This window comes from Pontibacter litorisediminis, from assembly GCF_029360645.1.
Taxonomy (GTDB): domain Bacteria; phylum Bacteroidota; class Bacteroidia; order Cytophagales; family Hymenobacteraceae; genus Pontibacter; species Pontibacter litorisediminis.
This window is the reverse complement of the sequence record NZ_JARDUA010000006.1, coordinates 96,879-111,578: the sequence shown is the minus strand read 5'-3', so window position 1 is coordinate 111,578 and position 14,700 is coordinate 96,879. Positions and strand designations below refer to the sequence as shown.

General features: G+C 54.7%; 14 protein-coding genes. 11 read left to right on the top strand and 3 right to left on the bottom strand.

Annotated features, from left to right (window positions below; translation table 11 throughout):
- Positions 1-57: 57 nt before the first annotated feature.
- The gene (locus tag PXG97_RS16580; protein WP_276498913.1) at positions 58-711 is read right to left on the bottom strand and encodes a carboxypeptidase-like regulatory domain-containing protein; all 654 of its coding nucleotides are present in this window, start codon (positions 709-711) and stop codon (positions 58-60) included.
- An 86-nt stretch (positions 712-797) separates the two neighbouring features.
- On the opposite strand from PXG97_RS16580, the gene PXG97_RS16575 reads away from it, so the two are divergent.
- A complete protein-coding gene (locus tag PXG97_RS16575) occupies positions 798-1,184 on the top strand; it encodes an ArsR/SmtB family transcription factor (RefSeq protein ID WP_276498912.1) in 387 nt (128 codons plus the stop codon).
- Between the two features lie 135 nt (positions 1,185-1,319).
- Positions 1,320-2,021, top strand: coding sequence for a YjjG family noncanonical pyrimidine nucleotidase (locus PXG97_RS16570; protein WP_276498911.1), 702 nt, complete (start codon positions 1,320-1,322; stop codon positions 2,019-2,021).
- Positions 2,022-2,078: 57 nt separating this feature from the next.
- Here PXG97_RS16570 and PXG97_RS16565 read toward each other — a convergent pair whose 3' ends face one another.
- On the bottom strand, positions 2,079-2,489 hold the full coding sequence (locus PXG97_RS16565) for a hypothetical protein (RefSeq protein WP_276498910.1): 411 nt from the start codon (positions 2,487-2,489) through the stop codon (positions 2,079-2,081).
- Positions 2,490-2,849: 360 nt separating this feature from the next.
- Positions 2,850-5,426, bottom strand: coding sequence for a family 20 glycosylhydrolase (locus tag PXG97_RS16560; protein ID WP_276498909.1), 2,577 nt, complete (start codon positions 5,424-5,426; stop codon positions 2,850-2,852).
- A 287-nt stretch (positions 5,427-5,713) separates the two neighbouring features.
- On the opposite strand from PXG97_RS16560, the gene pruA reads away from it, so the two are divergent.
- The 9 genes from pruA to nuoH all read left to right on the top strand — a co-directional run bounded on the left by pruA (position 5,714) and on the right by nuoH (position 14,662).
- Complete coding sequence (gene pruA / locus PXG97_RS16555; protein WP_276498908.1) at positions 5,714-7,348, top strand: L-glutamate gamma-semialdehyde dehydrogenase; 1,635 nt, start codon at positions 5,714-5,716, stop codon at positions 7,346-7,348.
- Positions 7,349-7,572: 224 nt separating this feature from the next.
- On the top strand, positions 7,573-7,947 hold the full coding sequence (locus PXG97_RS16550) for an NADH-quinone oxidoreductase subunit A (RefSeq protein ID WP_276498907.1): 375 nt from the start codon (positions 7,573-7,575) through the stop codon (positions 7,945-7,947).
- A gap of 86 nt (positions 7,948-8,033) precedes the next feature.
- Positions 8,034-8,594 carry an NADH-quinone oxidoreductase subunit B gene (locus PXG97_RS16545; protein WP_276498906.1) on the top strand — a complete coding sequence of 187 codons (561 nt, stop codon included), beginning with the start codon at positions 8,034-8,036 and terminating at the stop codon, positions 8,592-8,594.
- Between the two features lie 5 nt (positions 8,595-8,599).
- Complete coding sequence (locus PXG97_RS16540) at positions 8,600-9,106, top strand: NADH-quinone oxidoreductase subunit C (protein ID WP_276498905.1); 507 nt, start codon at positions 8,600-8,602, stop codon at positions 9,104-9,106.
- Positions 9,107-9,157: 51 nt separating this feature from the next.
- Positions 9,158-10,402: an NADH dehydrogenase (quinone) subunit D gene (nuoD, locus tag PXG97_RS16535; protein ID WP_276498904.1), complete on the top strand. Its 1,245-nt coding sequence runs from the start codon at positions 9,158-9,160 to the stop codon at positions 10,400-10,402.
- 60 nt (positions 10,403-10,462) lie between these two features.
- Positions 10,463-10,996 (top strand): NADH-quinone oxidoreductase subunit NuoE family protein, encoded by a 534-nt coding sequence (locus tag PXG97_RS16530; protein WP_276498903.1) that lies wholly within the window; start codon positions 10,463-10,465, stop codon positions 10,994-10,996.
- A gap of 154 nt (positions 10,997-11,150) precedes the next feature.
- Positions 11,151-12,497: an NADH-quinone oxidoreductase subunit NuoF gene (gene nuoF, locus PXG97_RS16525; RefSeq protein ID WP_276498902.1), complete on the top strand. Its 1,347-nt coding sequence runs from the start codon at positions 11,151-11,153 to the stop codon at positions 12,495-12,497.
- Between the two features lie 125 nt (positions 12,498-12,622).
- The gene (locus tag PXG97_RS16520) at positions 12,623-13,603 is read left to right on the top strand and encodes an NADH-quinone oxidoreductase subunit G (protein WP_276498901.1); all 981 of its coding nucleotides are present in this window, start codon (positions 12,623-12,625) and stop codon (positions 13,601-13,603) included.
- Positions 13,604-13,606: 3 nt separating this feature from the next.
- Positions 13,607-14,662 carry an NADH-quinone oxidoreductase subunit NuoH gene (gene nuoH / locus PXG97_RS16515; RefSeq protein ID WP_276498900.1) on the top strand — a complete coding sequence of 352 codons (1,056 nt, stop codon included), beginning with the start codon at positions 13,607-13,609 and terminating at the stop codon, positions 14,660-14,662.
- Positions 14,663-14,700: the final 38 nt, after the last annotated feature.

Sequence of the window (14,700 nt, the reverse complement as noted above, 5' to 3'; positions counted from 1 at the left end):
CACTATGCTTATACTTGCCACGGCAAGCGCGGCATTGCACTTAATCAGGAAAGGTCTTTATTTATTATTGCCATTGAGGAGCCCCCGGAGCAGCTGCGGGATGGCCAGCATATTCACCGTAGGCGCCATAATGCGGTTCTGCTGGTGCTGTATCTGCTGGTTTTGCCAGAAGCGGTAGTTCTGCGCATCACTCATCGGAGTGATGCGGGCCAGTTCCTCCAGGCGGCGCGGGTCCAGGTCGCGGGTAATGATGGCGTTGCCCTTGTCGGGCAGCCTTACGTTGGCCACGGCCTCCTTAAAGTCGCGCTCGGTTGGCCACGGAAACACCTCCACCGTCGGCAGCTCCGTGGGATCCTCCTGCATCTGCATGATGATGGAGTAGCTCTGGCTCTCGTAGTTTTTGGGGATGATGAGGTACTGCGTCTTAAAGCCCAGCGCCGCGAAAAGGACGCTGTCGCCGGCCAGCACCGGCATGGAGAAGTAACCGTAGTCGTTGGTGTAGGTGCCGCGGTTAGTGCCCGGCACAAACACGCCTGCCCCTGCCACGCCATACAGGCTATCGCCGGTGGCTACAAAGCCCGACAGCTGCACCACGCGCTGCCTGTTTTGCGCCTGTGCCTGGTCGGGTGCCAGCAGCAACAGGAGCAGCGGCAACCATATCCATTTCAGTAGCTTAGGGAGGGTTTTGTAAAGGTTGGCAGGAATGCTCATAGGTTACAATTATACTTATTAATTCTTTTATAATAGCCACTTTTGGCTAATTTTGTTCAGACTGCCCTGAGCCAAACCACCGCCGTATGAGATTAAAACACTTCAGCCTGGCCTTCGGGCAGCAGATACTAAAGGCCCTTGCCGACGAGTCCAGGCTCCGCATCCTGCACCTGATTTTGCGCAACCGCGAGATGTGCACCTCTGACCTGGAGCAGGTGCTGGACTTTACCCAAACCAAGACCTCGCGCCACCTGGCTTACCTGCGCAACGCCGGGCTGGTGGCCCCGCGCAAACTCGACCAGTGGGTGTACTACTCTATCAAGGAGGAGGCCGCCGACTTCGTGAACCAGATCTTTACCTACATGGAGCGCGACACAGCCCTGCAGAAAGACCTGGAAGTATACCATATTTTATACTCTAACCGCGAGCTGGCCGTTACGAAGCTGCAGAACCGCCGCTGGGTGCCATCCTGATTGGCCCGGCAAGTATAACTCCCGAACCATTGTTTTAGTATAGCAGTTCCGCTGCCCGCCCTTACTTTCCCAACCAGCGCCGAAACATCCGCTGCCTAAAGGCGTTTTACTCTAACCTGACTCTGAATCATATTTATGAAGACATACAAGCACATCCTCTTCGACCTGGACCATACGCTGTGGGATTTTGAGAAGAACTCCGAGGAGACGATTTATACTTTGTACGAGCAGTTTGGGCTGGCAAGGCACGGCAAGTTTACCTGCGACTCCTTCTATCGAAAGTATAAATTTGTGAACACCCGCCTCTGGGACCTTTATAACAAGGGCAAGATAAACCAGCAGGAGCTGCGCCAAAGCCGCTTTGTGAAAACGCTGACCAGCCTCGGCCTGGCCGAACACGAGGTGCCAGCAGGTATCTCGGAGGCTTATATCGACCTGTGCCCTACCAAGACAGCGGTGTTCCCTTATACTTACGAGGTGCTCAAATACCTGCAGCCAAAGTACGGGCTGCACATCATCACCAACGGGTTTAAGGAGGTGCAGCAAGTGAAAATGAGCGCTGCCCTGCTGCACGACTACTTTAAGGAGGTGGTTACCTCAGAGTGCTGTGGCTACAAAAAGCCCGATCAGCGCATGTTCCGGCACCTGCTCGACAGGATAAACGTGCAGCCGGAAGAGTGCCTGATGATAGGCGACAACTATGAATGCGACATTGAGGGCGCCCGCAACGCCGGCATAGACCAGGTGTTCTTTAACCCGGAGAGGAGCACAACCCGCAGAAGACCGAAGCCAACCTACGAGATCAACTGCCTAAGCGAGCTGAAGCAGATCCTATAAAAACAAAAAGAGGGCGATGGAAAACCACCGCCCTCTCTGTTTATACTTGGTTACTGGTTAGTCTTTCACGTCGCCGGCTGTCTCCAGCGATCTGAACTCCGCCTGCAGCATTTTGATCTTGCCTTTGTCATCAGTGCCCAGCTCTTTCTCTACGGTTTCTTTGTGCGCGTTCAGGCGCTCCAGCACGTTCTTGGCGTTCTGCCACTCCGTATCGCCCCAATTGGCCTTCTGCTCGCGCACGTTCTCCATAAAGGTGATGTAGGCCTGGCGCATGTTCTGCGCTGTTATGGCGTTGATGTCGGCATGCTCGCCCAGCAGTTCCTGCTGCAGCGGCAGCTTGTCATCTTGCACGGTTACTGCCACCGCCTCTGCTTTGGCAGTTGTATAGTTTGTAGCCTCGGCAGCAAAAGAAAAGCCCAGGGCCGCGGCCAGCATCACTTTTGCATAGGTTTTACTTGAATTCTTCATAGCATTGTATTCTTTTGTTCAAGGCCAGCGCCAACTGGCATGGCCGGAACCTTATACGCAAACCAGTGCAATTTTGGTTACACTACGCCAAACCAAAAACATCAACCCTGCCTCTATATTTATACTTTCTTCTGATTATCAGAGGGCATAAAATATAAATCAGTACAATTTATACTTCTCCAAAGTATGGCGTAACATACTCCCGGCCTCCCGCACGCGGCAGAACAGGATGATGGTTGCCCGGATGGCAAGAAGCGGACAAGCCGTAAGAATAGCCCTTAACTAGAAAGCCCCTGGCCTACTGGCTGCGGACTGCAACCAGTAGGCCAGGGGCTTTTCTGCCTCACCACAGCTCGCTGCTTACATGGAGCTTTGGCTTTGGATGGTGATGGTACGTCCTCCACGGCCTGCGGCGTTGAAGACCCGCAGCTTCACTGGCCCGGTGGCCGCAATAGGCTCGGTGTAGGCAGAGCTGGATTTTGTTGGCTCTGTGCCGTCTGTCGTGTACCGGATGGTGAAGCCGGGGAACTGCACGTTGGCCGCTACCTTGCCGTCTACCACCTTTGCACCCGCCGTCGGAATTCTGTACCCATACCCCCCTGCGAAGTAATCCAGCCGTGGCAGTTCCCGCTTGCCCACCACGTTGATGAACTCAGACCAGGCCTGGTTGTAAAGCTTCTCGCTTTTGGCCGGGGCTTTTTCCTTGGCCCAGTCAGGGTCTTTTGCCCAGGCGCGCTCGGCCACACCCAGCAACTTGGGCAGCAGCTTGTACTCAAAGTCCTCGGTGGTGAGATTCGTTTCAGACCAGAGCGGTGCCTCAATGCCCACAATGTTTGCCTTTCCTTTCTCCGTTAGCGCCTCCTTGCTCTTGATAATGGAGCGGTCCAGCGGATTCCCCTTGTTGTCCTCCTTCAGGTTGCGGAGGTAATCGTAAGGGATGAAGTAAAACGGTTTGTCTATGTCTACATAGCCACCCCAGTATAGGCCTGGCTCGCCATAGGAAGGGTTGTAGGCAAGGTCCAGGTAAAAGTGGGTCACTCCCGTCAGGATAACTTTATACCCGGCATTCGCCATGCGGTAGGCCAGGTCCTCGGCGCCTGAGCCAGGATCGTTCTTCCATACATTCACGTGGAAGTTCTCATTGGCGAACTGCTGGTTCGGCACCCAGTTTACTTTGCCGTTCTCAACTTCTTTTCGCAGCCCTATTTCCTCCCAGCCCGAGAGGTACAGGCCGCGCTCCTGCAGCATCTGGTTCACCTTGCCGAAGTAGTAATACCACAGGTCGTCTGCGTTTTTAACCTTGGAATTCTGGCTGATAAGACGCTGTACGGAGGGCGACTTCTCCCACACACCTGCCGGCACCTCATCCCCGCCGAAGTGGATCGTGTGCAGCGGCGCTTCTGCCTCTTTATACATGCTCCTGATCTCATCCACCACTGTCTCCAGGAAAGTATAGGTGGATGGCAGGGACACGTCCATGATGTTGTCGTTCCAACCCTGCACCGAGCGGTAAACCGACTTATCGTTCAGGTCGCGCAGCAGGTAGCGTTCCGCTTCCTCCTTTTTGCCCTCGTCCATCAACTTCATGTAGCGGGCATCCATGGCCTTGATGGCAGCCCTGGCATGGCCCGGAGACTCTATCTCCGGGATCACCTCTATGTGGCGGTCATGCGCGTACTTGAGTATCTCGATAAAGTCCTCCCGGCTGTAAAAGCCTGTGCCCGCTTTGTTGCTGGCATCCGGCCCGGAGCCGTAGGAAGGCACAATGCTGCCTCTGCCGTCGGTGGTATGGGCGCGCGTGCCGCCGACTGCCGTAAGCTCCGGCAGTGGACGAATCTCGAGGCGCCACCCCTCATCCTCGCTGAAGTGGAAGTGCAGCTTATTCATCTTGTACAGGGCCATCACGTCCAGGACCTTCAGCACCTCCGCCTTCGGCTGGAAGTTACGGGCCATGTCCATCATAAAGCCTCGGTAGCCAAAGCGCGGGGCATCCTTCACCTCCACGCCTGCCACTTCTACCGTTGCGGCCTTGCCCGCGTATGCGGTGGCCGGCAGCAGTGTTTTAAGCGACTGAATGCCATAGAAGGCCCCCGCAGGTTCGGAAGCGGTGATCTCTATCCGCGCGGGGTTTACACTCAACGTATATTCTTCTGCTCCCATGCCAGGCTTTTTCTGGAGGAAAATCGCCTGGCCGGTGGCACTGCTCTGTATGGCAGGCTTCTGCCCTGTTGCAGTAGCCAATACTGTTGCCAGGTGCTCTGCTTCTCTTCTGAAGGCTGCGTCAGCTACCAGGGGCACCTTTGTATCCAAAATAAAAGGCTTACCTGTCTCCTGGTAAGAAAGCGGGGTCGGTAAAACCTTGGTTAGCGCTGTCGCCGGCAGGTCCTGTATAGCGGCATTGTTCTCGTAAACCTTCGCGGCGAACTGTTGCGTGGCCTCTTCAAAGTGGCTGCCCGGCTCAATTTCCACCGGAACAGGGATGCCTTTTCCAGGCTCTGCATCGTAAACTAAGTAGAACCCGCGCGGGAAGTTGGAGACATTGCGGACAGCGCGGCCCAATACCTCTACCGTAGCCGACGCACCTGGCGCTATCTCCTTGAACGCTGGCCCCGGGGCCAGGTAATGCAGGTCACCGTTGAAGTGCTCTATGGTCGCCACCGTGGAGTCGGCCGCTTTCAGTGCGGCTCCGTTGAAATAGAGCTTCCACCCTTTGGCTGGCAGTGCCTCCGGCCCATTGTTGGTGATCGTTAAAACCGACCGGGACTGTGCCCTGTTCTGGTGTTGATTGTCTGCCAATTCCAGCTTCAGCCCCAGGCCCTGGGTATCGGCACTCGCTTCGTTGGTAGCCGATACGGCGGCGGTGTCAGTGGAAACCTGGGAACAACTCAGGAGCATGGCTTGGGCAAGCAGCCATACCCCCACGGTTAGTTTTTTCATGTCGTCTGTCTGTTTATGGTCAAAGGGCCAATGTGTTATTACTCGGTATCAAGTTATACATAATTTTCATGTATTATAAAATAGGCATAAATTGATTTTAGCAGCACAAGGCAGAAAGTACGGCTCCGGCGCCTTCTGCGCCTACGGATACCGTGCTACGCGCGCCCAAAGCTATGGCCAGTTTATGCCTAAAAATCAAATAATAAGCCATACCTTTGTATAGGTAGCCCGCTGAGGCTACGCTAGAAGTATGAAAATCTAATTTTAAATCTGTAACTATAGAAAAAATGGCAACCGGATTTTTTAGAGTACCAACTCCAGTAAATGAGCCCGTTAAGTCTTACGCTCCCGGCTCTCCTGAAAAAGAGGAGCTGTTGCGCACTTATAAAGAGCTGAAGTCGCAGCAGCTGGATATACCCATGTATATCGGCGGCGACAAAGTATACACCGATAACAAGCAGCCGCTGGTGCAGCCGCACGACCACCAGCACATCCTGGGCCACTTCAACTACGGCGACGCCGAACACGTGGAACAAGCCATCAATGCCGCGCTTGCCGCACGTGAGGCTTGGGCGGCCATGAGCTGGGAGCACCGCGTGAGCATCTTCCTGAAGGCCGCCGAATTGCTGGCCGGCCCTTGGAGAGCCCGCCTGAACGCTGCCACCATGCTGGGCCAGTCGAAGAACGCTTTCCAGGCGGAGATCGACTCTGCCTGCGAACTGGTGGACTTCCTGCGCTTTAACGCGCAGTACGCCACAGAGATTTACCAGATGCAGCCGGAATCGTCGCCGGGCGTTTGGAACCGCATGGAGCACCGTCCGCTGGAGGGTTTCGTGTTCGCGCTCACGCCGTTCAACTTCACGGCCATTGCGGGCAACCTGCCTTCGTCAGCAGCCATGATGGGCAACGTGGTGGTTTGGAAACCAGCCAACACGCAGGTTTACGCGGCCCACATGATTATGGAGCTGTTCCGTGAGGCGGGCCTGCCGGACGGCGTGATCAACCTGGTGTATGTGGACGGCCCAACCGCCGGAGACGTGATCTTTAACCACTCCGACTTCGCCGGCATCCACTTTACCGGCAGCACCGGCGTGTTCCAGCACATCTGGAAGACCATCGGAACGAACATCTACAAGTATAAGACCTACCCACGCATTGTAGGCGAGACTGGCGGCAAGGACTTTATACTTGCCCATAAGTCGGCCAACGCCAAGGCGCTGGCCACAGCCATTTCGCGCGGTGCCTTTGAGTTCCAGGGCCAGAAATGCTCTGCCGCCTCGCGTGCTTACATCCCGAGCAACCTGTGGGACGAAGTAAGAGAGTATGTGGTAGAGGACCTGAAGTCGTTTAAGATGGGGACTCCGGAGGATTTCAGCAACTTCATCAACGCCGTGATCGACGAGAAATCCTTTGATAAGATTGCCCGCTACATCGACAACGCGAAGGAGAGCAATGAGGTGGAAATCATCGCCGGCGGTAACTACGACAAATCGAAGGGCTACTTTGTGGAGCCAACCGTGCTGCTGTCGCACAACCCGCAGTACGTCACCATGTGCGAGGAGATCTTTGGGCCGGTGATCTCGATCTATGTGTATGACGAGGACAATTTTGAGGAGACCGTGGAGCTGGTGAACGCCACTTCGCCGTACGCCCTGACAGGCGCAATCTTCAGCCAGGACCGCTACATCATCGAGTATGCCATGAACAAATTGAGCGACGCCGCCGGCAACTTCTACATCAACGACAAGCCGACAGGCGCCGTGGTGGGCCAGCAGCCGTTTGGCGGCTCACGTGCCTCCGGCACCAACGACAAGGCCGGCTCCATGCTGAACCTGCTGCGCTGGGTGTCGGCGCGTTCCATCAAGGAAACGTTCGTTTCGCCAGTGGATTACCGCTACCCGTTCCTGGGTGAGAACAAATAAGCTGCTATTTGCAAGCTGCTGTAACAGAGGCCGCGCCCCACAAAGGGCGCGGCTTTTTGGTTTTACGGCCATTCCCACACGCTCAGAATATTGTTTTAACTTTATTTTGCAGGAACTTCCGGATTATCGCACTTCAAGGGCATTTTACAGTTCAGGTATACTTTTGAATAATGGCTATTTATACCTAATTTTGCTCCCAAATCTTAAGAAAGCGACACAGCGATATGGAACCAACTGTAAATCAGTATGTACCGTCTGATTACCTGCCCATCATCATCCAGTTTGCAGCTGCACTCGGGTTCGTGATTTTTGCACTGGTGCTGACACACCTGCTGGGCCCTAAAAGAACCAGCGAGGTAAAAGGCGCCGCCTGGGAAAGCGGTATCGAGTCTGTGGGGGATGCCCGTACCCCGATCTCCTACAAATACTTCATCACGGCCATCCTGTTCGTGCTGTTCGACGTGGAGATCATTTTCATGTACCCATGGGCCGTTAACTTCCGCGAGTACGGCTTGCAGTTCTTCTTCCCGATGGTGATTTTCCTGACCGTGTTGCTGGCAGGCTTCTTCTACGAGATCAAGAAAGGCATCCTGAAGTAAACTCTGAATATTAAACTTTTGAGAATTAACCGTTGTTCTAAAACAGGTCAAAACTGTACAATTCAGAACAACAAAATAATCTCGACATGAGCGATACAACCAACAATAAAGATATTACAATGGCGGAGGCTCCGGATGGTATTTCCGGAGCAGGTTTCTTTGCTACTTCCCTGGAGAAAGTAATTGGCCTGGCCCGCAAGCACTCGCTGTGGCCGTTGCCGTTCGCTACCTCCTGCTGCGGCATCGAGTACATGGCTACCATGGGCTCCAACTATGATATCTCCCGCTTCGGCTCGGAGCGCCCAAGCTTCTCGCCGCGCCAGGCCGACATCCTGATGGTGATGGGAACGATTGCCAAGAAGATGGGCCCGGTGGTGAAACAGGTGTATGAGCAGATGGCCGAGCCGCGCTGGGTAATCGCCGTGGGCGCATGTGCCTCCTCAGGCGGTATCTTCGACACTTACTCTGTATTGCAGGGCATTGACCGCGTGGTGCCGGTGGACGTGTACGTACCGGGCTGCCCGCCGCGCCCTGAGCAGATCCTGGATGGCCTGATGCGCGTGCAGGAACTGGCGGAAAGCGAGTCACTTCGCCGCCGCGACTCTCCGGAATACCAGGCACTCTTAGCCTCTTACAACATTAAATAAGCAGCATGGAGCTTACGAACGAAAACGTACTCGGCAAGATCATCAGCGAGTTTGGGGAAGAGAACATCTGGGACGCGATGAACCCGGATGGCATCATGACGATCACCACTAACCGTGAGACGATCCACGACCTGATCAAATACCTGCGCGACGACAAGGAACTGCAGATCAGTTTCCTGACCACCATGTGCGGTATCCACTACCCGGGCAAGGGCGACAAGGAGCTGTGCATGATGTACCAGAAGCACAGCCTGCGCCACAACTACCGCATCCGCATTAAGGTGTATATGCCGCTAAATGACGCAGTGATGCCCACCATGACAGACCTGTACGCCACCGCCAACTGGATGGAGCGTGAGGCTTTCGACTTCTACGGCATCAAATTTACGGGCCACCCGAACCTGATCCGCATCCTCAACATTGAGGAGATGGAGTACCACCCGATGCTGAAGCAGTACCCGCTGGAAGACCAGACACGGGAAGATAAGATTAACACGTATTTCGGACGTTAAGCCAGTTTTTTGTAGTTAACCAAACTATAGCTGACAGAAAAGGAGACCATAATGGCTACTGAAAATAAAACCGCCGAGCTTACCGAGATAGAGCAGTTCCGAAAAGACCACGGACTTGCCATCAAGGAAGAGCGGCCGCTTACTACGTTAAACCTGGGCCCAACTCACCCGGCCACGCACGGTATTTTCCAAAACATCCTGCAAATGGACGGGGAGGTTATCGTGGATGCCGTGCCTACGATTGGCTACATCCACCGCGCCTTCGAAAAAATCGCCGAGCGCAGGCCTTTCTACCAGATCACGCCGCTCACGGACCGCATGAACTACTGCTCCTCCCCTATCAATAACATGGGGTATCATATGACGGTAGAGAAGCTCCTGGGCATTACGGTGCCGAAGCGCGCGCAGTACATCCGCGTGATCATGATGGAGCTGGCCCGCATCTCCGACCACCTGATCTGTAACTCGATCCTTGGGGTGGACTCCGGCGCCTTTACCGGCTTCCTGTACGTGATGCAGGAGCGGGAGCACATCTACGACATCTATGAGGAAGTTTGCGGTGCCCGTCTGACGACGAACATGGGCCGCATCGGGGGCATGGAGCGCGACCTGTCGCCGAAGGCCCTGCACATGATCGACGAGTTTCTGAAGCGCTTCCCGAAAGTATGGGCAGAGTTTGAGAAAATGCTAACCCGCAACCGTATCTTCATCGACAGAACGACAGATGTGGGTGCTATCTCGGCAGAACGTGCGCTAAGCTATGGCTTTACAGGCCCTAACCTGCGCGCCAGCGGCGTAGACTACGACGTGCGCGTGATGAATCCTTACTCTTCTTACGAGGACTTTGATTTCGAAATTCCGGTTGGCACGAAGGGAGATACCTACGACCGCTTCCTGGTTCGCAGTGCTGAAGTATGGGAGAGCTTGAAGATCATTGAGCAGGCGTACAAAAACCTGCCGGAAGGCTCTTACCACGCCGATGCACCACACTACTACCTGCCTCCAAAGCAGGCGGTTTATACCAGCATGGAAGCGCTGATCTATCACTTCAAGATTGTGATGGGTGAAGTGGACGCCCCTGTTGGCGAAGTATACCACAGCGTGGAGGGTGGCAATGGCGAACTGGGCTTCTACCTGATCTCTGACGGAGGCCGCACGCCGTACCGCCTGCACTTCCGCCGCCCATGCTTCATCTACTACCAGGCCTACACCGAGATGATCAAAGGCGGGCAGCTGGCTGACGCGATCCTGACGCTGAGCAGCCTGAACGTAATCGCCGGAGAGCTCGACGCATAATAAAAGATTCAATTACCATTTAACATTGATCAGCCCTAAGGGATCAATGACAACCGAAAAATGGCAGAGACTATAAACGAAGTGAAGTTTTCTGATGAGGCAATGGCCGAGATCCAGCGCTACATCAGCCACTACCCGGAAGGACGCCAAAAGTCTGCTATACTTCCAATCCTGCACATTGCGCAGGCGGAGTTTGGCGGCTGGGTAAGCCCGGAGGTGATGGACAAAGTTGCCGAGATCCTGAACATCCAGCCGATCGAGGTATACGAAGTGGCTACGTTCTATACCATGTTCAACCTGAAGCCGGTTGGGAAGCATGTGCTGGAAGTATGCCGCACCGGCCCTTGCTGCCTGCGTGGCGCCGACCAGATCATCGATATGATCAAGCAGAAGCTGAACATTGAGGAAGGCGAGACCACGGCCGACGGCATGTTCACACTGAAGCCGGTAGAGTGCCTCGCCTCTTGCGGAACAGGCCCGATGCTGCAGGTGCGTGAGCTGTTCTACGAGAACATCGACAGCGAGGAGAAGCTGGATGAGTTCCTGGAGATGATGCGCCACAAGGAGCACGAGACGCCAACCTGGAAGAAGTAGTTTTTGATTTTGTGACAAAAGACTATTTGACAAAAGGCTCTGTACCAACACTTTCTCTTTTGTCCTTTGTCAAATAATTCCTTTGTCCAGATAAATAGATGAACAATGGCTAGTTACCATTAAAAGTAGCTGCCCACATAGATATCCTGCTACAATGGGACTTAAAATATTAACTGAGCATATCAACGTTCCCGGCATCGAGACGCTGGAGGTTTATCGCAAGCACGGCGGCTACAAATCAGTAGAGAAGGCCCTGAAAACGATGTCTCCGGATGAGGTGGTGGAAGAGGTAAAGACTTCCGGCCTGCGTGGTCGTGGGGGTGCCGGCTTCCCAACGGGAATGAAGTGGAGCTTCCTGGCCAAGCCGGAGGGCATTCCGCGCTACCTCGTTTGCAACGCCGACGAGTCGGAGCCGGGCACTTTCAAGGACCGCTGGTTCATGGAGAAAAACCCGCACGCGCTGATCGAAGGCATGATCACGTCGAGCTACGCGCTGGGAGCCAACACTTCCTATATCTACATCCGCGGCGAGTTGTTGTTTGTGCTGCGCATCCTGGAGAAAGCCATCGCGGAGGCGTATGCGGCCGGTTTGCTGGGCAAAAACATTCTTGGCTCCGGTTATGACCTGGACCTGCACGTGGCTCCGGGTGGCGGTGCCTATATCTGCGGTGAGGAAACTGCCTTGCTGGAGTCTCTGGAAGGTAAGCGCGGTAACCCACGCAACAAGCCTCCGTTCCCGGCGGTGAAAGGCCTGTTCCAGTCTCCAACTGTGGTAAACAACGTGGAGACGATATCTTCGGTGCCTTGGATCGTGAACAACGGTGGCGCAGAGTATGCCAAGATCGGTATCGGCCGTAGCACAGGCACCAAGCTGATCTCTGCCAGCGGTAACATCAACAAGCCGGGCGTTTATGAGATCGAACTAGGTGTGCCGGTAGAGGAGTTCATCTACTCCGACGAGTACTGCGGCGGCATCTGGAAAGGCAAGCAACTGAAGGCCGTGGTGCCGGGAGGTTCTTCCGTGCCGATCCTGCCAGCTAACCTGATCCTGAAAACAGCCGCCGGCGAAGATCGCCTGATGTCTTACGAGTCGCTGTCAGACGGCGGCTTTGTGAGCGGCTCCATGCTGGGTTCGGGTGCCTTCATCGTGTTTGATGAGGACCAGTGCATTGTGCGTAACACGTGGAACTATGCCCGCTTCTACCACCACGAGTCGTGCGGCCAGTGCAGCCCATGCCGCGAAGGTACAGGCTGGATGGAGAAAGTGCTGCACCGCATCGAGTACGGCCACGGCCATCAGCAGGATATCGATTTGCTGGTAAGCGTGTCGAAGCAGATAGAGGGGAACACCATTTGCCCGCTGGGTGATGCAGCCGCATGGCCGGTGGCAAGTGCTATCCGCCACTTCCGCCATGAGTTTGAGTGGCACATCAACAACCCGAAAGAGGCAACTGCCCCGGGTGCGGTGTACAGAGGCCAACTCGACGCTGTAACCGCATAAAGTATAAAACATACTTCCTCCACGTGAAATGTAGTGAGGAAGATTTTAAATAGTATAGCTAAAATCGTTCGTTGTCCTGCTTCTATCAAGAAACGAACAACGACAAACGAACAACAAGATATAAAATGGCTAAAGTAACAATTGACGGCATCGAGATAGAGGTAGAAGACGGAACTACCATTCTCCAGGCTGCCAGAAAGATCGGAGGCAAAGTAGTGCCTCCTGCCATGTGCTACTACACCCCGCTGAAAGGCAGTGGCGGTAAGTGCCGCGTGTGCCTGGTAAAGGTAACGCAGGGCTCTACCAAAGACCCGCGCCCTATGCCAAAACTAGTAGCCTCGTGCATCACGCAGGTGCAGGACGGCATGGTAGTGGAAAACTCCACGAACGAGGACGTACTGAACGCCCGCAAAGGCATCGTGGAGATGCTGCTGATCAACCACCCGCTGGATTGCCCTATCTGCGACCAGGCCGGTGAGTGCAGCCTGCAGGACCTATCTTACGAGCACGGTGTGAGCGCGCAGCGTTTCGAGGAGGAGCGCCGCTCGTTCAATAAAGTGGACCTGGGCCCTTACATCCAGCTGCACATGACGCGCTGCATCCTCTGCTACCGCTGCGTGTATACGGCCGACCAAATTACAGAGAAGCGTGTGCATGGCGTACTGGGCCGTGGCGATGCCGCGGAGATCGGTACCTATATCGAGAACGTGATTGACAACGATTTCTCCGGTAACGTGATCGACGTGTGCCCGGTAGGTGCCTTGACAGATAAGACCTGGCGCTTTAAGAACCGCGTGTGGTTTACCAAGCCGATGGATGCGCACCGCGACTGCCCTACCTGCTCCGGCAAGGTAACGCTTTGGACGCGTGGCGAGGAAGTGCTGCGCGTAACAGCCCGTAAGGACCAGTACAACGAGGTGGAGGAGTTTATCTGTAACACCTGCCGCTTCGACAAGAAAGAGGTGGCAGACTGGACCATTGAAGGGCCGCGCCACATCGACAGCGGGTCCGTGATCTCTGCCAACCATTATGAGCTGCCGGTTGTAAATGTTCCGATCGTTCCGAACCTGCCAACATCCACTAAGAAAAACCTGCCACAGGAATAAACAATGGAGTCAGTAGACCTACTATACAAAGCGATTTACATCCTGGTTATCTTCGGCATTACCCTGCTGATAGCCACGTACTCGACTTACTTTGAGCGTAAAATAGCAGCCTTCATCCAGGACCGCGTGGGCCCGAACCGTGCCGGCCCTGCTGGTTTGCTGCAGCCGCTGGCTGACGCTGGTAAGTTGTTCTTTAAAGAGGACTTTATACCTGCCAGAGCCAACAAGGCGCTGTTCATACTTGGCCCGGGTGTGGCCATGCTGGTGGCTACCATGTCGAGCGCCGTGATCCCGTTCGGCGATATGCTGATCGTGGGCGGCCGCGAGGTATACCTGCAGGCAATCGAGGTGAACATCGGGGTGCTGTACATCTTCGGGGTTGTATCGCTGGGTGTGTATGGTCTGATGATCGGTGGCTGGGCCTCTAACAACAAGTTCTCCCTGCTGGGCGCTATCCGTGCGGCATCGCAGAACATCTCTTACGAGCTGGCCATGGGCCTCTCGCTGATCGCGGTGCTGATGATGACAGGCTCCCTGTCGCTGCGTGAGATTGCCGAGCAGCAGGCTGGCTTTAACTGGAACATCTGGTACCAGCCGCTGGGCTTCCTGATCTTCCTGGTATGCGCCTTCGCAGAGACCAACCGTACGCCTTTCGACTTACCGGAGTCTGAGGCCGAGCTGATCGGTGGTTACCATACCGAGTATGGCTCCATGAAACTAGGCATGTACCTGTTCGCAGAGTATATCAACATCTTTGTGGCCTCAGCCGTGATGGCTACTTTATACTTTGGCGCCTACAACTTCCCGTTCATGGAGAACCTGCGTGAAGCCATCAGCGATCCGGTGCTGGCCAACAATGTGGTAACGCTCGTGGGCGTGGTCGCCATGTTTGCCAAAATCTTCCTGTTCATCTTCTTCTTTATGTGGGTGCGCTGGACACTTCCGCGCTTCCGCTACGACCAATTGATGAAACTGGGCTGGAACATCCTGATCCCGCTGGCGATCCTGAACATCCTGCTGACAGCCGGCGGAATTCTGCTCAAAGACTATTTATTTTAAACTATAGTACCGAAATTTGAATGTTGCTAGTGGGCTGC